Raw genomic sequence first — 17,095 nt, forward strand, 5'->3', positions numbered from 1 at the left:
CGATCCACCCTCTCCCACAAGGGGAGAGGGGAAGAAAAGCTACGCCTTGAAATACGCGATCTGCGTCGTGGTCGCGAGCAGCCGGCCGTTCGGCGACCACAGCTCGGCGTTCTGGTCGGCGTAGCTCTTGTGCATGATCTTCGAATCGGCCGTCGCCAGCACGCGCGTGATGTCCTCAGCCGCGAGCTCCTCGGCGTCGGTGTGGAAATAGGTCGTCAGCGACACCGTGCCGAACGGCACCAGCTGGCGCCGGGCATGGAAGATGCGGCCGAAGAAGGCGTCTGACATCGACATCAGCGACAGCATGTCGAGCTTGCGCGGCGTGCGGTCGCTGATCCAGATCTTCGAATAGGTGCTGGCGGGCTCGGCCTGCGGCGGGCCGATCCGCATCTCGCCCTCGACGAAGCGAAATTCGTACTGGTTGGCCCAAGATGCCGAGATTTTTGGGAACGGCAGCGTCTCCTCGAACGGCTTGGCATCTGGATATTGTGCCACCCGGTGCTCCCAGGATGGGCGCCGCTCGGCGAACACCGCGGTGGCGAGCGTTGCGACCTCGCCGCCGCCCTGGCTGAGCTCGACGCTCCAGTGCTGGCTGGAGCGGTTGGCCTTCACCAGTCGCACGTCCAGATCGAATGGTCCCTTGGCGATCGGCGCGCAATAATTGACGGTGACGGCGAGCGGATCGCCGGCGGCTTGCGGATGCTCAATCAGCGCCCGCAGGATCGTCGCAGCCGTAGCGCCGCCGAACGGGCCGACGAAGGCCCAGTAATCGTCGCTGGTGTGCCCCTGCCAGCTCGAGTCACCGGCGGTGACGCGCGTGGCCTCGTCGAAGGGGTGCGGGAGCTTGGCGTGCATTGTTGGTCCTCGATGCCTCCACAGCCGTCCTTGCGAGCGCAGCGAAGAATCCAGACTGTCTCCGCGGAAAGATTCTGGATTGCTTCGCTGCGCTCGCAATGACGGCGGTTGAAGTTGCGGCGTCGTGTCACAACGCCGCTTAGGGAATGATGACGATCATATCATCGTCCCTCGCGAAGGATGCAATAACCTCGCAAGTAAGGCCGCTTCCACGCCGCGGAAAAATCAGCCTGCGGCGTCGCGCAGGTTCGGCAGCAGCGGCGTGGTCGGATTGACCGGCACGTTCCAGATCTCCTCGGCATATTCGCGGATGGTGCGGTCCGAGGAGAACCAGGCCATGCGCGCGACATTGAGGATCGAGGCGCGGGTCCAGGCCGGCGCCACCTGCCAGCGCGCATCGACCGCGCGCTGCGCCTCGTAGTAGGAATCGAAATCGGCGCTCACCATGTAATGGTCGAGATAACGCAGCGCGTGCGCGATGGATTCGAAACGGCCGGGGTCGCCGGGCGAGAACTCGCCTGCGCCGATCGCGTTGATGGCACGCTGCAGCTTCGGCGACCGGCGGATCACGTCGGAAGCATCCAACCCCTGCTTGCGGCGGATCATCACGTCGCCGGCTTCCATGCCGAAGATCGCGATATTCTCCGCGCCGACATGGTCGCGGATCTCGATATTGGCGCCGTCGAGCGTGCCGATGGTGATGGCCCCGTTCAGCGCCAGCTTCATGTTGCCGGTGCCGGAGGCTTCCATGCCGGCGGTGGATATCTGCTCGGACAGATCGGCGGCGGGAATGATCACCTCCGCGAGGCTGACATTGTAGTCGGGCAGGAACACGACCTTGAGCTTGCCGCCGATCACGGGATCGTTATTGACGATTTCGGCGACGTCGTTGATCAGCTTGATGATCAGCTTGGCGTAGCGATAGCTCGCGGCCGCCTTGCCGGCGAAGATCTTCACCCGCGGCACCCAATTGCCGTTGGGCTCGTCCTTGATGGCCTGGTACAGAGCGACCGTTTCGATGACATTGAGCAACTGGCGCTTGTATTCGTGGATGCGCTTGATCTGCACGTCGAACAATGCGCCCGGGTCGACCCTGATGCCGAGCCGTTCGCCGATCAGGCGGGCGAGCTGGGCCTTGTTGTGGTGTTTGACGCTGCGGAACTTCTTCTGGAACTCGACGTCGCTGGCGCGCGCCTCGATCAGCGAGAGCTGGGTCGGATCGTCGAGCACGGCATCGCCGCAGCTCTCGCGCAACAAATCCGTCAGCTTCGGGTTCGCCAGCATCAGCCAGCGTCGGAAGGTGATGCCGTTGGTCTTGTTGGTGATCCGTCCGGGATAGAGATGGTTGAGGTCGTGGAACACGGTCTCGCGCATCAGGTCCGAATGCATCGCCGAGACCCCGTTGATGCGATGCGAGCCGACGAAGGCGAGTTGGCCCATGCGCACGCGGCGGCCGCTCTTCTCGTCGATCAGCGACACCGAGGCGCGGAAGTCGATGTCGCCCGGGCAGCGCGCTTCGGCGAGCGCCAGATGCTGCACGTTGATGCGGTAGATGATCTCCAAATGCCGCGGCAGCAGCCGCTCGAACAGCTCGACCGGCCAGGTCTCCAGCGCCTCCGGCAGCAGCGTGTGGTTGGTGTAGGAGAGGGTGGCGACCGTGATCTTCCAGGCCTCGTCCCAGCGGAAATTGTGGAGGTCGACGAGGATGCGCATCAGCTCGGTGACGGCAAGGCTCGGATGGGTGTCGTTGAGCTGCACCGCGACCTTGCCGGCGAGGTTGCGCAGCTGGCCGTCGGAGGCGAGATGCCGCTTCACCAGGTCCTGGAGCGAGGCTGAGACGAAGAAATATTCCTGGCGCAGCCGCAGCTCGCGGCCCGCCGGGCTCTCGTCGTTCGGATAGAGGAACTTGCAGATCGCCTCCGCGCGCGCCTGCTCGGCGCTGGCGCTGACGTAATCGCCTTTGTTGAAGGCATCTAACTTGAGCGGATCGGGCGAGCGCGCCGACCACAGCCGCAGCGCGTTGACGTGCTGGCCGCGCCAGCCGACGATTGGCGTGTCATAGGCGATTGCCTGCACGGTTTCAGCAGGATGCCAGATCGAGCGGTCGCGGCCCTTGTCGTCGACATGCTCGACGCCGCCGCCGAAATTGACGTCGTAGATCACCTCGGGTCGCTGCAATTCCCAGGGGTTGCCGAAGCTCAGCCATTCGTCAGGATATTCCTGCTGCCAGCCCTGATTGATGATCTGACGGAACAGGCCGTAATCGTAGCGGATGCCGTAGCCGATCGCGGGGATCGACAGCGTCGCCATGCTCTCCATGAAGCAGGCGGCGAGCCGGCCGAGGCCGCCATTGCCGAGCGCCGCATCCGGCTCGCATTTGCGCAGCTCCGGCAGCGAGACGCCGAGATCGCCGAGCGCGACCTCGAAGATCTTGAGCAGGCCCATGTTGTTGAGCGCGTCGGTGAAGAGCCGGCCGATCAGGAATTCGAGCGAGAGATAGTAAACCCGCTTGCGGCCGGCGTCGTAGCTGTGCTTCTCGGCCGTGAGCCAGCGATGCACGATGCGGTCGCGCAGCGCGAGCGCCGCGGCCTGGTACCAATCGTGCCTGGTCGCCATGCCAGCGTCCTTGCCGATGGCAAGGCGCAGCTTCGCCAGGATTGCGCCCTTGATCTCGGCCAGCGCGAGTTCGTCGATGGGCTGCCCGGGGGCCGGATAACTGGGCTGGAACGATGAATCCTGCAAAGCCGTTACTTCCTAGGTCGAAACAACTCTTAACTCTACGCGTCCTGCCCTTGCACCGGAACTGTCGCCCGCGAGGTCGTGCACTGCGCTGGCGCAAATTTATGCAAGGAATGGGCCGAATTGGGAACCCGGAGGAGCACGGAGAAACCCAGATTCGGTGCTAGATTACGAAAGATTCAGCCATCAGTGTGGAGAAGCGGACCGTGAGACTGCTGATCGAAATCGCCACTGCGGCCCTGCTCGTCGTCTGCATCAGCGCCACCAGTGCGGCGTTTGCCGCCGGCACGACCGGTCGCAGCGCCGATGGCCTCAGCTGCGGCTTCACAGCGCCGCAGAAGGCGTCGCCCGCAGCCCGCTGCGCTGCGATCAAGCGCCAATGCGGCGGCAAGTTTTACGCAAGCGCGTGTGGCGACAAGCTGATATCCGCAGCGAATTGAGAGCCGTAGGAGGTTTGGTGAGCTCAAGCCGCCTTGCTCTGCACCGTATCGCAAAACTCCGCGAGACGGTCCGCAAGCCGCAGCGTCGCCGGGCTCGCATCCGGCGAAGCCATCAGTGCAACCTCGGTCTTGTTGATCGGCGCAAAGCCGTCCTTCGCCGTCAGCACGCGGTGGTCGGTCTGGATCGCCATCTCCGACAGGATGCTGAGGCCCATGCCGGCGGCGACCGCGGCCTGAATGCCGGCGAGGCTCGATGAGGTGTAGGCGGTGTGCCAAGCGCGGCCGGCCGTTTCCAGCGCGTGGATGGCGCCGGCGCGGTAGATGCAGCCGAGCGGAAAGCCGATCAGCGGCACCGACGGCACGTTGACGTCGACCGGGTGGCTCTTGCTGGTGACCCAGTGCACCCGCTCCGGCCACACCGCGATCGCGTCCTTCGCGCCAGCCTCGCGCTTGTAGAGCGCAAGGTCGAGCTCGCCGCGTTGGAGATCGCGGGCGAGATGCTTGCTCTGGTCGGCGCGCACGTCCAGCCGCAATCCCGGATGCGAGCGCGAGAACGCGCCCAGCAGTTTTGCCAGCCGGTACGCGGCAAAGTCCTCGGGGATGCCGAGCCGGATCGCGCCATCGCTATCAGGCTGGCGCAGCACGTCGCGCGCCTCCTCGGCCAGCGAGAGCAATCGCCGCGCATAGGACAGCAGCCGCTCGCCGGCCTCGGTCGGGCGCACGTCCTTGCCGTCGCGGTTCAGCAGCACCTGACCGACATCCTCCTCCAGCCGCTTGATCTGCTGACTCACGGTCGATTGCGTGCGGTGGACGCGCTCGCCGGCGCGGGTGAAGCCGCCGGCCTCGACCACCGAGACGAAGCTGCGCAGCAGCTCGAGATCGAGCACGGCCGCCTCCATTAAGAAATCCACTGGGCGCGAGTTAATCATTTAATTTCCAAATGGCAAGCGGCCTCCCTAGATCGAGAGCAGAAAAAAACATCCGAGAATGCCCCTCATGTCGCTCGCCAGCTCGCTTCCCGCCCCCCGCAGCCGCTTCAACACATTGCCGCTCGCGATCGGCCTGTTCTGCCTGCTCTGGAGCTACGCCTTCATCGCCGGCAAGATCGGCGTCACCCATTGCCCGCCGCTGATCCTGCTCGCCGCGCGCTTCTCGCTCGCGGGTATCTTGATCCTGGGCGCCACGTTGATCCGCGGCGAAGCCTGGTCGTTGTCGTGGCGCGATGCCGCGATCTTCGCGGTGCTCGGCATCGCCAACAATGCGCTCTATCTCGGCCTCGGCTACACCGGCCTGCAATCGGTCTCCGCCGGCCTCGGCGGCCTGATCGTGTCAGCCAATCCGGTGTTCACCGCGGGCCTTGCCGCGCTGCTGCTCGGCGAAGGCATGACCTGGCGCAAGGCGAGCGGCCTCTTGCTCGGCATCATCGGCGTGACCGCAATCGTCTGGCACCGCCTGTCGGTCGGCACCGATTCGCTGCACGGCATCGTTTTCACGCTGGCCTCGCTCGCTTCAATCGTGGCCGGCACCATCCTGTTCAAGCTGCTGGCGCCGAAGGGATCCTTGTGGATCGGCAATGGCGTGCAGAACCTCGCGGCCGGCATCGTACTGACACCGGTCGCGCTCACCTTCGCCGATGTCGACGCGATCGACTATACGCCGAGCCTGATCGGCGCCTTCGCCTTTCTCGTGCTCGGCGGCTCGATCATCGCTTCTTGGCTCTGGTTTCGTCTCTTGAAGACGTGTGGCGCCACCGCCGCCAGCGCCTATCATTTCCTGATGCCGCCGCTCGGCATGCTGTTCGCATTCCTCGTCCTCGGCGAGCACATCGAGGCGCGCGACCTGCTTGGCATCATTCCGGTCGCGCTCGGCATCTATCTGGTGACGCGGCCGGCGAAGGCGGTGGTGTAGGTGGAGGCCCCGCTGTTCACTATCGTCATTGCGAGGAGCTCTTGCGACGAAGCAATCCAGACTGCCGCAGCGGAGGCAGTCTGGATTGCTTCGCTGCGCTCGCAATGACGGGGGGCTAGTCCTTCCTGAACACGATCGAGGCCATCCACCCCGTCATCAGCGCCATCGCAACGGTGGCGAGGCCGTAGATCAGGCCATTCTGGCGGGCAGTGGTGGCGACGAACTGCTCGAAGCCGACCTTGACGATCTCGAACGCGGTCTCGGTCTTGCCGATGAACGCGCCGTTGGCGAACAGCTTGATCTCGATCTCATAGGTGCCGATCGGCACCTCCGCAGGCAGCGGAATGCCGGTGCGGAACAGCGTCGGCGTCAGGAACGTGACCGCGCTTCCGTCTTCGCGGTAGAGCCCGCGCTGGGTGCGCAGGCGAATGAAGGCCGAGCGGAACGCATCGTTGGGCACCACGTCGGCAAAGTCGCCGCTGACCCGCTGCGTCAGCAGCACGTTGTTGAGCCCGATCTGCTGCCGCCGCGCGATCTCGGGCGAGGTGATGGCGTCGAGCGGGCGGTTGGCGAACAGCGCGAGATAGCTCGGCACCTGCAGGAATTGGCGGTAGTCGGTGTTGATCCAGATGCCGAAGGTGCGCTCCTTCCGCCGCGTCACCATGTCGGCGCGCGGGCCCATCACGGTGACGACGAGATCGTAGGCCGTGCGGTCCGCGGGCGTCGTCGTATCCTTCTCGACCGAGCCGAACAGCACCAGCTCCTCGCCGGAATAGTTCGGCGTCACCGTGACCCGGTGATTCGAGACCGACACAATCAGCCGCTCGGCCCGCGCAGCGCCGCCGAGCAGCAGGACGAGGACGATGGCGAGAAGCATGCGCCTCATCGGCTCACTCCGAGCTCACGGATGGTGAAGAGATCGGAGGGCTGGATCACCAGCTCGATCGCGAAGCGGATTCCGACCGAGAGGATGAGCAAGCCCAGGAGCAGCCGCAGCTGCTCGCCGCGGATCTTCTGGCCGGCACGGGCGCCGAACTGCGCGCCGGTGACGCCGCCGACCATCAGGATCAGCGCCAGCACGGCATCGACGAGGTGATTGGTCGCCGCGTGCAGCATGGTCGCGAACAGCATGGTGACGACGGTGAGAACCATCGAGGTCCCGATCACCGTCGAGGTCGGCACCCTCAAGAGATAGATCATGATCGGCACCAGGATGAAGCCGCCGCCTATACCCATGATGGCGCCGATGAAACCGATCACGATGCCGACGATCACCACGGGGATGACCGAGAGATAGATCTTCGAGCGCTTGAACCGCATCTTCAGCGGCAGGCCGTGGATCCAGTTGTGGGTGCGGCGCGGCGGCAGCGCCCCGCGCCGAGTCCGCATCAAGGCGCGCAATCCTTCCGAGAACATCAGGCTGCCGACCGTGGTGAGCAGCACGACGTAGGAGAGCGCGATCATCAGATCGAGCTGGCCGAGCGCGCGCAGCTGGGTGAAGGTCCAGACGCCGAGCGTCGTGCCGGTCACGCCGCCGCATAACAAGACGCTCGCCAGCGCCGGATCGATCGCGCGCCGCCGCCAATAGGAGAGGGCGCCGGAAAAGGAGGAGGCCGCGATGTGGCTCGCCACGGAGGCCACCGCGACCGCCGGCGTGATGCCGATGAAGATCAAAAGCGGCGTCATCAGGAAGCCGCCGCCGATGCCGAACATGCCGGAGACGAAGCCGACCGCAGCGCCCATGGCGAGCACCAGGAAGACGTTGACCGGAAGATCGGCGATTGGGAGGTAAAGCTGCATTGAACCTGCGCACCGGCGAGACGGATCGACGAACGCGGAATGCTCGCGGAAGGAACGGAACGATTGCCGCGTCCTTCAATAGCGGAATTCCCCGGCGGGCGGGACCGGGAATTTCAGGCGTGGTGAATGGGTATGACGCGCGCGTGATGATCTCTGCGATCGTCCGCACTCCCGCTGCAGGCGGAGGTCAGAACGGACTGACCGAGAAATACCGTAGCCAGAGATCGGTGTAGCGGCCTTTTTCCCAGATCCGGAACATCGCCCAGTTCAGGGCCTGGCGCAGCACGTCGTTGCCCTTGCGCACGGCGATGCCGATGCCCTCGCCGAAGAAACGGCTCTCGACGAACGGACCGCCGGAGAAGGCGCAGCAATCGGCCGAATCCGTGCCGTTGATCCAGAACGCCAGCGAGATGGCGTCGCCGAAGATGAAGTCGACCTCGCCCCTGCGCAGAGCTGCGCGCATCGCATCGTCATTGGGGTAGGCGTGCAGCTCGGCGTCGGTGAACATCGCCTTGAGATACGCCTCGTGCGCCGAGCCGGCGATGGCGCCGACCTTCTTGCCCTCGAGATATTCGGGGCGGATCTCCGGCATCACCGCATCCTTGCGCGAGACGAAGCGCGCCGGCACGCGGTAATAGGGATCGGTGAAGTCGACGCGGGCGCGCAGCTGCGGGCTCACCGCCATGGAGGCGATGATGGCATCGCCCCGGTTGGAGGTGAGCGCATCGACCAGCGTCTCGAAACGCCGCATCTGCACCGTGCAGGTGACCTTGATCTCCTCGCACAGGGCGCGGGCGAAATCGACGTTGAAGCCGGCCGGATTGCCGTCCGCACCGGTGTAGTTGAACGGCGGATAGTCGGTCTCGGTCAGGAAGCGGATCACGGTCAGGCGGGACAGGTCCGGCCGTTCGGGGCGCCGGCGCGGGTCCCAGAACCCGGGCACCGCCTGCGGGGCGGCCTGGGGCGCCGCCTGAGGGGTGGTCTGTGGCGCAGCCGGAGGCCGCTTGGCGGGAGCTTGCGCGTTCGCCTCGGTGAGGCCGCCGAGCAGGCAAAGGCCAGCAGCCAGCCCTGCCAGCAAGCCACGGACAGATTTGAGCGATTTCGCCTGTTGCGATGGAGCCATCGGCCGAAGGAATGAATTTCGTCGGGATCGGAGGGCCTTATAGACCATCCCGCCGGGAACGCGAGCGCCGATTGTGGCCAGCGTGAAGCTCAGAGATACCGCTTCAAATCAACCGCTGCCTCTTCCGGCGTCCGCTTCAAATTGAACGGCGAGACGAACCTGCCCTCGCGGTCCATCAGGTAGATCAGCGCGGTGTGGTCCATCGTGTAATCGCCGTCCTTGGTCGGGACCTTTTTGGCATAGACCCGGTAGGAGGAGATCACCTTGGCGGTCTCGGCGGGGTCGCCGGACAGGCCCTGGAGGTGCGGATCGAAGCTCGACAGGTAATCCTTCATCGCGGCCTGCGTGTCGCGCTCGGGATCGACCGAGATGAAGATGGCATTGACCTTGTCGGCGTCCTTACCCAGCGCGCGCAGCACTTCCGAGATCTCGAACAGCGAGGTCGGGCAGACGTCGGGGCAATGGGTGTAGCCGAAGAAGATCAGGGTCGGCTTGCCCTTCAGGCTCTTGTCGGTGACGGCCTTGCCGTTCTGGTCGGTCAGCTGGAACGGGCCGCCGATCGCGGCCGGCTGTGCCACCTTGCCGACCCCGCCCATGGCCCAGAACATGATCAGGAGCCCGACGACGAGGCTTGTAGCGAAGGCGGTCGCGATCACCAGCGGACGGGTGGCGGAGCTCATGGGCGGAAAACTTCCTGTCGCAGGTCAGAAGCAGGCGGCAAAGCCGGTCCTGATCATTTCGAAGAACACCTGGCTGCCATAGTGGAACCAGAGCGCCAGCGCGCCGATCACGGCGAGACCGCCGATTGCAGCGCCCGCCCACAGCAGCACGGATGGCATCCGCCCGGCAGTGGGCGAATTGTCCGATAGCCGATGTGCCGGGTGCAGCGGTTGAGCCATGACAACGATCGGGACGAAGGCCCCGGTTCCCTGGCTTTCAGATAGGCTTTGCGCCGGCTGCGGGCAAGGCGCCGCCAGCAGGCAAGGCTCCGCCAGCTGGCAAGACGCAGCGGCGGCGCCAAAGGACGCCGCCAGCCTGTGGATGTCAGTGGAGGAGCTGGCCCCGGGCGGATTCGAGCGGCTCCGCTTGCGGGAGCGACCGGCGCGACGGCCTGGTCGTCGAGGCCTGCGCGTCCAGGTAGCACGGCTTGTACATGGCCTGGAGCTGCTTGCCCCTCAGGAAGAGCATCCGCGGGGTGAGGCCGCCCCGCTGGCCGATCCAGCGCCTGATCTGCGAGGGATACATCGCGTACAGCATCTGGGTCGCTTCGGGATTGGTGATGGCGCGGCCGTTGGCGCCGAAATCCCAGGCGGCGTGGAAGCCCAGCGTCGCATGCGAGGTCACGCAGATGCGGTCGTGCGGGATAGCACCGAGGACGATGGTGCAGGCCGAGGCACAGAGGCCATCGATGATGACCGTCTCGCCCGATTGCCTGAGGTCCTGGTACTTGTCGACGTAGGTTCCGATCCGGCCGCCGCGGTCGTCCGCGATCCGAACCACCGCGTGAGAAGCCCCCATGCCTGCGATCAAGAGAACCGCCGCAAGCAACCCCGTCAGAAAATTCATTTTCCCCCGCCCCAGTCGAATTCGAATCTGTGTGTCAGGTGATGATGCACGGCTAGCGTCGGTCGTAACCGAGGCTTTGTCTAGGCAGGCCTGCTGGCTCAAAACAAATTAAATCCAGTGTTGCGTCCGCGCTGCACCCGGCCGGTCTCCATCCCAAAGTGGAACAAGTTAACGAGGTCTTGCGCGCCATACCCTTGATCTCAGTTGCAACCGCTGGCTTCAATCCGGGCAACTACAGGGGGGAACCCTTGAGGGGGAGAAGAACTTGGAGGGGGAAGCGCATGGTTCAAGAAACGGATGTCATCGTCGTCGGCGCGGGACTGTCGGGCCTCGTTGCCGCCACCGAGATTGCCGATGCGGGCAAGCGCGTGATGGTAATCGACCAGGAAGGCGAGCAGTCGCTGGGGGGCCAGGCGTTCTGGTCGTTCGGCGGATTGTTCCTGGTCGATTCGCCGGAGCAGCGCCGGCTCGGCATCAAGGACTCCTACGAGCTTGCCATGCAGGACTGGCTCGGCACCGCCGGCTTCGACCGCGACGAGGATTTCTGGCCGCGCCAATGGGCCGAAGCCTATGTGGCCTTCGCGGCCGGCGAGAAGCGCGGCTGGCTGCGCGCGATGGGCCATCGCTTCTTTCCCGTGGTCGGCTGGGCCGAGCGCGGCGGATATGATGCGATGGGCCACGGCAATTCGGTGCCGCGCTTCCACGTCACCTGGGGCACCGGCCCGGGCATCGTCGAGCCGTTCGAGCGCCGCGCGCGCGAGGCGATGAAGACCGGCCGATTGATCTTCCGATTCCGCCATCGCGTCGATGCGCTCTCGGTCACCAATGGCACGGTGGATGGCGTCAGCGGCGTCGTTCTTGCGCCTGATGATGCAGAGCGCGGCAAGAGCTCCTCGCGCAACGTGGTCGGTGACTTCGCGTTGAAGGCGCAGGCCGTGATCGTCGCCTCCGGCGGCATCGGCGGCAACCACGAGCTGGTGCGGCAGAACTGGCCGGAGCGGCTCGGTGAGCCCCCGAAGTTCATGATCTCCGGCGTGCCCGAGCATGTCGACGGGCGCATGATAGGCATCACGGAAAAGACCGGCGCACGGCTGATCAACCGCGACCGCATGTGGCACTACGTCGAGGGCATCCAGAACTGGAACCCGATCTGGCCGCGCCACGGCATCCGCATCCTGCCGGGTCCTTCCTCGATGTGGTTCGACGCGACAGGCACGCGGCTGCCGGCGCCGCTATTCCCGGGCTCGGACACGCTCGGCCAGCTCAAATACATCATGTCGACCGGCTACGACTATTCCTGGTTCATCCTGACCCAGAGCATCATCAAGAAAGAGTTTGCGCTGTCGGGCTCGGAGCAGAACCCGGACCTGACCGGCAAGAGCTGGCGCATGACGCTTCGCCGCGCCACCAACAAGGGCGCGCCGGCGCCGGTGGAGGCGTTCAAGAGCCATGGTGTCGACTTCATTGTCCGCGACAAGCTCGATGAGCTCGTTGCGGCCATGAACAAGCTCGCCGGCAGCGATCTCCTCAAGCTCGAGCACATCAGGATGCAGATCGAGGCGCGTGACCGCGAGATCGCCAATCCCTACGTCAAGGATGCGCAGGTCATGAACATCCACAATGCGCGCCGCTATATCGGCGACAAGTTGATCCGCACCGCTTCCCCGCACCGCATCCTCGATCCCGCGCATGGGCCGCTGATCGCGGTGAAGCTCAACATCCTCACCCGCAAGACGCTGGGCGGCTTCGAGACCGATCTCGACTCCCGCGTGTTCGGGGAGGAGGGCCGCGTCATTCCCGGCCTTTACGCCGTCGGCGAGGCCGCCGGCTTCGGTGGCGGCGGCGTGCATGGCTATCGCTCGCTGGAAGGCACCTTTCTGGGCGGCTGCCTGTTCTCGGGCCGTAATGCGGGCCGTGCCGCCGCCAAGGCAGTGGGCTAGACCATGCGGCGGCGGATGCGCATCGCCACGCTGATCGCTGCTTTGACGGCAGCTTCGGCTGCGTCCGCCGATACGGTCGATGTCAACGGGGTGAAGCGCTCCTACACCGCGCAACTGCCAGCCAAGCGGCCCGCACCGCTCGTAATCGTGCTGCATGGCAAGACCCAGCGCGGCGCCGACATGGTCACGCGGACGGCCTGGCCGCAGGTCGCCAAGCGCGAGGGCCTCGCCGTGGTGTTTCCGGACGGGCTCAACAACGCATGGGCGGACGCGCGCACCAAGGCGGGGCCGGCCCTGCGCGGACCACCGGTCGGCACCGATGACGTCGCCTTCATCGCAAGGCTGGTCGAGAAGCTGGTGGCCGACGGCACGGCCGATGCGAAGCGCGTCTACGTCGCCGGCGTCTCCAATGGCGGTGCCATGGCGATGACCATGGCCTGCGCGCGGGCCGATCTGTTTGCGGCGGCTGCGAGTGTGATCATGAACCTCAACGATGAAGCCGCCGTCACCTGTCATCCGTCGCGGCCGCTGCCGATGCTGCTCATGAACGGGACGGAAGATCCGCTGGTCCCTTATGAGGGCGGGCGCGGATCGAGCTATTTTGCCGCAGAGGGATTCTGGTCGACGGACGAGACGCTGGCGTTCTGGCGCAGGCTCAATGGCTGCGAGACCGACGACGCCGGGATCACCGACATGCCCGACGCGACGCCGGCGGACCAGTCCACGGTGACGCGGATCAGTTCGCGCTGTCCGGCTGGGCACGACGTCGTGCTCTATCGCATCAACCACGGCGGCCACCGCATGCCAGGCTTTGCTCCGGATGCCCGATTCCCGAAGGTCGCCAGGAACCTGCTCGGACCGCAGAACGGCGACATCGACGGCGCCGAAACGATCTGGACGTTCTTCAGCCGGTTTCCGTGAACGGCGTTGCTGCCCCACGCATGCGTGCCGGGCAACGCATGCGTGGCAGGCAACGCACGCGTGCCAAGGGGTGGCACAGTGCAAACCGCTGGGCTAGACAGGGCCGCCATTCCAGCCAGGAGATCCAGATGAGCATTCAGCGTTTTGAAACCGGCCCGCGCATGAGCCAGGTCGTCGTGCACGGCAACACCGTCTATCTCGCCGGTGTCGTCGCCAACAAGGCGGCCGGCGAAAGCGTGACGAAGCAGACCCAGGACATCCTGGCGACCATCGACGGTCACCTCGCCAAGGCCGGCACCGACAAGTCGAAGCTGCTCTCGGCCACGATCTACATCACCGACATGAAGACCTTCGCAGAGATGAACGCTGTGTGGGACGCCTGGGTCTCGCCCGGCAATACGCCTGCGCGCGCCACCGTCGAAGCCAAGCTGGCCGCCCCGCAATACACCGTCGAGATCATGGTGACGGCGGCGAAGTAATTTTTGCGAAAACCTCACGCGCGTTGATGACCTCCGAGGTAATCGATCAACGCGCGTGAACCTTCGATAGTCACGGTCAGCCGGACAACACGGCGCCATCGAAGGAGAGAACCATGACCGACCCCGTCACCATCGCCCGCTACATCGAGCTCTGGAACGAGCGCACCGCCGGCCGCCGCCGCGAGCTGCTGAGCGAAAGCTGGACGACGGATGCGAGCTACGTCGACCCCGTGATGAAGGGCGACGGCCAGGACGGCATCGAGGCGCTGATCGCAGGTGTGCAGCAGCGCTTTCCCGATTTCACATTCAAGCTGATCGGCGAGCCCAACGGCTACGGCGATCACATCCGCTTCTCGTGGGGACTTGGCCCTGACGGCGCCGACAGCCCGATCAAGGGCACCGATTTCGCCGTGCTGAAGGACGGCCGGATCAGAAGCGTGACCGGATTTCTCGATCAGGTCCCGGCCGGGGCGTGAGAGCGCTGGCCCTCGTCGCGCAGGCGAGGAGAGGACCGAAATTTGGACCTCACAAGCGGTCGTCATGCCCGGGCTTGTCCCGGGCATCCACGTTCTTCGTGCCGCGGGTAAGACGTGGATGGCCGGGACAAGCCCGGCCATGACGATGTCGAGTCTATCGTGCCTCAAATGGACAGCGCGTGTGCGATCGCCCTGTCGCAGGCCATAGCCCCCCTCGACGAAGCCATCCCTACGGCTTACCTGTCATGCCGTGCCGCCCCGTATCCTCCAAACATCGACCGAGCCGGCCGCGCTGCTGCCGGATCGCTTCCAGGCCTGGTTCGCAGCCCGCGGCTGGTCGCCGCGCGCGCATCAATTGGCGCTGCTGGAGAAGGCGCGCGAGGACCGGTCGGCGCTGCTGATTGCGCCGACCGGCGCCGGCAAGACGCTGGCCGGATTTCTGCCGACGCTGGTCGAGCTGTGGACGCAGCCGCTGACACGCGACGCGGGCGCGAAGAAGAACCTCGTCTCCACCGGCCGCAGCGTGCAACGCAGCGGCGGCCTGCACACCCTCTACATCTCGCCGCTCAAGGCGCTCGCCGTCGACATCGCGCGCAATCTCGAGCGTCCGATCGCCGAGATGGACTTGCCCATCAAGGTCGAGACCCGCACCGGCGATACGCCGGTGTCGCGCCGTCAGCGGCAGCGGCGCTATCCGCCCGACGTGTTGCTGACGACGCCCGAGCAGCTCGCGCTGCTGCTCTCCTCCGACGACGCACCGTTCCTGTTTTCCTCTCTCAAGCGCATCGTGCTCGACGAGCTGCACGCGCTGGTCACGTCCAAGCGGGGCGATCTGCTCTCCCTCGGGCTGGCGCGATTGTGGCGCCTCGCGCCGCAGATGCGCGCGATCGGCTTGTCCGCGACCGTAGCCGAGCCAGAGCAGCTCGCGCGCTTCCTGGTGCCGCAGCCCGACGGCAAGGAGCGGGCAGCCGACATCGTCGTCGCCGGCGGCGCCGCGCCGCCCGTGGTCGAGATGCTCGATACGCGCGAGCGGCTGCCCTGGGCCGGTCACAGCGCGCGTCACGCGCTCCCTGAAATCTACGAGGTGATCAAGGCCAACAAGACCACGCTGGTCTTCGTCAACACCCGCAGCCAGGCCGAGATGCTGTTCCAGAATCTCTGGAGCATGAACGACGATGGCCTTGCCATCGCGCTGCATCACGGCTCGCTCGACGTCGCCCAGCGCCGCAAGGTCGAAGACGCCATGTCGGCGGGCCGGCTGCGCGGCGTGGTCTGCACCTCCTCGCTCGACCTCGGCGTCGACTGGGGTGACGTCGATCTCGTCGTCAATATCGGCGCGCCAAAAGGCTCCTCGCGTCTGATGCAGCGCATCGGCCGCGCCAATCACCGCCTCGACGAGGCCTCCCGCGCGGTGCTGGTGCCCGCCAACCGTTTTGAAGTGCTGGAGTGCCGCGTCGCCATCGACGCCATCGCCGAGAATGCGCAGGATACGCCGCCCTTGCGCACTGGCGCTCTCGACGTGCTGGCTCAGCATGTTCTGGGCTGTGCCTGTGGCGAGCCGTTCTTCAGCGACGAGCTCTATGGCGAGGTTCGCACCGCCGCGCCCTACGCAAGCCTGTCGCGGCAGGATTTCGACGACGTCGTCGATTTCGTCGCCTCCGGCGGCTATGCGCTGAAGACCTATGAGCGCTTTGCTCGCATCAAGCAGGACAAGGAGGGACGCTGGCGCGTCGCCAATCCCAAGGTGCGGCAGAGCTACCGCATGAATGTCGGCACCATCGTCGAGGACGACATGCTGAAGGTGCGGCTGGTGCGTTCGCGCGGCAGCGGTGCAGGATCCACAGGCGTGATCGCACGCGGCGGCCGACTGCTCGGCGAGATCGAGGAAGCCTTCATCGAGGGCCTCTCCCCCGGCGACACATTCGTGTTCTCGGGCGAAGTGGTGCGCTACGAGACCCTGGTCGAGGACCAGGTCTATGTCTCGCGCGCGCATGACAAGGACCCGAAGGTGCCGTCCTACATGGGCGGCAAGTTTCCGCTTTCGACCTATCTCGCCGAGCGCGTGCGCCGCCTGCTCGATGATGGCCGCGCCTGGGGCGGCTTGCCGGAGCAGGTGCGCGACTGGCTGTCGCTGCAGAAGGATGTCAGCAGAGTGCCGGCGGTCCGCGAGCTGCTGGTCGAGAGCTTTCCGCGGGCCAACAAGCATTATCTCGTTTGCTACCCCTTCGAGGGCCGTCTCGCGCATCAGACCTTGGGCATGCTGCTGACGCGCCGGCTGGAGCGCGCTCGCGCGCGTCCGCTCGGCTTCGTCGCCAATGAATATGCCGTGGCGATCTGGGGGCTCGGTGATCTCTCCTTCATGATCCGCGATGGGCGGATCGACCTCAACGCGCTGTTCGATCCTGACATGCTCGGCGATGATCTCGAAGCCTGGCTCGCCGAATCCGCGCTGATGAAGCGAACCTTCCGCAACTGCGCCATCATCTCCGGCCTGATCGCGCGCCGCCACACCGGGGAGGAGAAGAGCCGCCGTCAGGTGCTGTTCTCGACCGATCTCGTCTACGACGTGTTGCGCAAGCACCAGGCCGATCACGTCCTGCTCCGCGCTGCGCGCGCCGATGCCGCCACCGGCCTGCTCGATTTGCGCCGGCTCGGCGACATGCTGATGCGCATCCACGGCCGCATCACGCACCGGGAACTCGACCGCGTCTCCCCGCTCGCCGTGCCCGTGATGCTGGAAATCGGCCGCGAGTCAGTTTATGGCGAAGCTGCAGACGAGCTTTTGGCGGAAGCCGCCGACGAGCTCGTCAAAGAGGCGATGGATCGAAGCGGGTAAGACGTGACGGCA

16 protein-coding genes are annotated in these 17,095 nt (G+C 65.5%); 7 read left to right on the forward strand and 9 right to left on the reverse strand.

Translation table 11 applies throughout. The features are described from left to right. Nucleotides 1-39: 39 nt before the first annotated feature. The gene (locus I6F36_RS27885) at nucleotides 40-855 is read right to left on the reverse strand and encodes an acyl-CoA thioesterase II (protein ID WP_225172583.1); all 816 of its coding nucleotides are present in this window, start codon (nucleotides 853-855) and stop codon (nucleotides 40-42) included. Nucleotides 856-1,080: 225 nt separating this feature from the next. Further along, a complete protein-coding gene (locus tag I6F36_RS27890; protein ID WP_225172584.1) occupies nucleotides 1,081-3,597 on the reverse strand; it encodes a glycogen/starch/alpha-glucan phosphorylase in 2,517 nt (838 codons plus the stop codon). A gap of 203 nt (nucleotides 3,598-3,800) precedes the next feature. Between I6F36_RS27890 and I6F36_RS27895 the strand changes: the two genes are divergently transcribed. After that, complete coding sequence (locus I6F36_RS27895; protein ID WP_057027807.1) at nucleotides 3,801-4,034, forward strand: hypothetical protein; 234 nt, start codon at nucleotides 3,801-3,803, stop codon at nucleotides 4,032-4,034. A 23-nt stretch (nucleotides 4,035-4,057) separates the two neighbouring features. Here the strand turns inward: I6F36_RS27895 and I6F36_RS27900 are convergent, their stop codons facing one another. Continuing rightward, complete coding sequence (locus I6F36_RS27900) at nucleotides 4,058-4,921, reverse strand: LysR substrate-binding domain-containing protein (protein WP_225114612.1); 864 nt, start codon at nucleotides 4,919-4,921, stop codon at nucleotides 4,058-4,060. Nucleotides 4,922-5,030: 109 nt separating this feature from the next. On the opposite strand from I6F36_RS27900, the gene I6F36_RS27905 reads away from it, so the two are divergent. Further along, nucleotides 5,031-5,942 carry a DMT family transporter gene (locus I6F36_RS27905; protein ID WP_225114582.1) on the forward strand — a complete coding sequence of 304 codons (912 nt, stop codon included), beginning with the start codon at nucleotides 5,031-5,033 and terminating at the stop codon, nucleotides 5,940-5,942. Nucleotides 5,943-6,057: 115 nt separating this feature from the next. On the opposite strand, the gene I6F36_RS27910 is transcribed toward I6F36_RS27905, so the two are convergent. From I6F36_RS27910 to I6F36_RS27935, 6 genes are all read right to left on the reverse strand, one after another. Beyond that, the gene (locus I6F36_RS27910; RefSeq protein WP_036014162.1) at nucleotides 6,058-6,828 is read right to left on the reverse strand and encodes a TIGR02186 family protein; all 771 of its coding nucleotides are present in this window, start codon (nucleotides 6,826-6,828) and stop codon (nucleotides 6,058-6,060) included. Next, nucleotides 6,825-7,742 (reverse strand): sulfite exporter TauE/SafE family protein, encoded by a 918-nt coding sequence (locus tag I6F36_RS27915; protein WP_074448058.1) that lies wholly within the window; start codon nucleotides 7,740-7,742, stop codon nucleotides 6,825-6,827. Before I6F36_RS27915 ends, I6F36_RS27910 begins: the two co-directional genes overlap by 4 nt. A gap of 187 nt (nucleotides 7,743-7,929) precedes the next feature. After that, the gene (locus I6F36_RS27920) at nucleotides 7,930-8,865 is read right to left on the reverse strand and encodes a transporter substrate-binding domain-containing protein (protein ID WP_036014158.1); all 936 of its coding nucleotides are present in this window, start codon (nucleotides 8,863-8,865) and stop codon (nucleotides 7,930-7,932) included. Between the two features lie 89 nt (nucleotides 8,866-8,954). Then, complete coding sequence (locus I6F36_RS27925) at nucleotides 8,955-9,545, reverse strand: SCO family protein (RefSeq protein ID WP_225134023.1); 591 nt, start codon at nucleotides 9,543-9,545, stop codon at nucleotides 8,955-8,957. Nucleotides 9,546-9,569: 24 nt separating this feature from the next. Next, nucleotides 9,570-9,764, reverse strand: coding sequence for a hypothetical protein (locus tag I6F36_RS27930; protein WP_036014155.1), 195 nt, complete (start codon nucleotides 9,762-9,764; stop codon nucleotides 9,570-9,572). A 145-nt stretch (nucleotides 9,765-9,909) separates the two neighbouring features. Further along, nucleotides 9,910-10,431, reverse strand: coding sequence for a hypothetical protein (locus I6F36_RS27935; RefSeq protein ID WP_036014153.1), 522 nt, complete (start codon nucleotides 10,429-10,431; stop codon nucleotides 9,910-9,912). Between the two features lie 281 nt (nucleotides 10,432-10,712). Between I6F36_RS27935 and I6F36_RS27940 the strand changes: the two genes are divergently transcribed. The 5 genes from I6F36_RS27940 (at nucleotide 10,713) to I6F36_RS27960 (ending at nucleotide 17,083) form a co-directional block, all read left to right on the forward strand. Then, the gene (locus I6F36_RS27940) at nucleotides 10,713-12,371 is read left to right on the forward strand and encodes an FAD-binding dehydrogenase (RefSeq protein ID WP_225172585.1); all 1,659 of its coding nucleotides are present in this window, start codon (nucleotides 10,713-10,715) and stop codon (nucleotides 12,369-12,371) included. A gap of 3 nt (nucleotides 12,372-12,374) precedes the next feature. After that, nucleotides 12,375-13,292, forward strand: coding sequence for a PHB depolymerase family esterase (locus tag I6F36_RS27945; protein ID WP_109145470.1), 918 nt, complete (start codon nucleotides 12,375-12,377; stop codon nucleotides 13,290-13,292). 128 nt (nucleotides 13,293-13,420) lie between these two features. Beyond that, complete coding sequence (locus I6F36_RS27950; RefSeq protein ID WP_025032572.1) at nucleotides 13,421-13,771, forward strand: RidA family protein; 351 nt, start codon at nucleotides 13,421-13,423, stop codon at nucleotides 13,769-13,771. Nucleotides 13,772-13,884: 113 nt separating this feature from the next. Next, the gene (locus I6F36_RS27955) at nucleotides 13,885-14,247 is read left to right on the forward strand and encodes a nuclear transport factor 2 family protein (RefSeq protein WP_225172586.1); all 363 of its coding nucleotides are present in this window, start codon (nucleotides 13,885-13,887) and stop codon (nucleotides 14,245-14,247) included. Between the two features lie 250 nt (nucleotides 14,248-14,497). After that, a complete protein-coding gene (locus tag I6F36_RS27960) occupies nucleotides 14,498-17,083 on the forward strand; it encodes a ligase-associated DNA damage response DEXH box helicase (protein ID WP_225172587.1) in 2,586 nt (861 codons plus the stop codon). Nucleotides 17,084-17,095: the final 12 nt, after the last annotated feature.

This window comes from Bradyrhizobium sp. BRP19 (genome assembly GCF_020194195.1).
Taxonomy (GTDB): Bacteria; Pseudomonadota; Alphaproteobacteria; order Rhizobiales; family Xanthobacteraceae; genus Bradyrhizobium; species Bradyrhizobium yuanmingense.

What these genes read in the sequence shown, in the direction of transcription:
- I6F36_RS27885 (WP_225172583.1), bottom strand. Translation starts at nt 855, where the DNA reads ATGCACGCCAAGCTCCCGCACCCCTTCGACGAGGCCACGCGCGTCACC.
- I6F36_RS27905 (WP_225114582.1), top strand. Translation starts at nt 5,031, where the DNA reads ATGTCGCTCGCCAGCTCGCTTCCCGCCCCCCGCAGCCGCTTCAACACA.
- I6F36_RS27910 (WP_036014162.1), bottom strand. Translation starts at nt 6,828, where the DNA reads ATGAGGCGCATGCTTCTCGCCATCGTCCTCGTCCTGCTGCTCGGCGGC.
- I6F36_RS27915 (WP_074448058.1), bottom strand. Translation starts at nt 7,742, where the DNA reads ATGCAGCTTTACCTCCCAATCGCCGATCTTCCGGTCAACGTCTTCCTG.
- I6F36_RS27920 (WP_036014158.1), bottom strand. Translation starts at nt 8,865, where the DNA reads ATGGCTCCATCGCAACAGGCGAAATCGCTCAAATCTGTCCGTGGCTTG.
- I6F36_RS27925 (WP_225134023.1), bottom strand. Translation starts at nt 9,545, where the DNA reads ATGAGCTCCGCCACCCGTCCGCTGGTGATCGCGACCGCCTTCGCTACA.
- I6F36_RS27930 (WP_036014155.1), bottom strand. Translation starts at nt 9,764, where the DNA reads ATGGCTCAACCGCTGCACCCGGCACATCGGCTATCGGACAATTCGCCC.
- I6F36_RS27935 (WP_036014153.1), bottom strand. Translation starts at nt 10,431, where the DNA reads ATGAATTTTCTGACGGGGTTGCTTGCGGCGGTTCTCTTGATCGCAGGC.
- I6F36_RS27940 (WP_225172585.1), top strand. Translation starts at nt 10,713, where the DNA reads ATGGTTCAAGAAACGGATGTCATCGTCGTCGGCGCGGGACTGTCGGGC.
- I6F36_RS27945 (WP_109145470.1), top strand. Translation starts at nt 12,375, where the DNA reads ATGCGGCGGCGGATGCGCATCGCCACGCTGATCGCTGCTTTGACGGCA.
- I6F36_RS27950 (WP_025032572.1), top strand. Translation starts at nt 13,421, where the DNA reads ATGAGCATTCAGCGTTTTGAAACCGGCCCGCGCATGAGCCAGGTCGTC.
- I6F36_RS27955 (WP_225172586.1), top strand. Translation starts at nt 13,885, where the DNA reads ATGACCGACCCCGTCACCATCGCCCGCTACATCGAGCTCTGGAACGAG.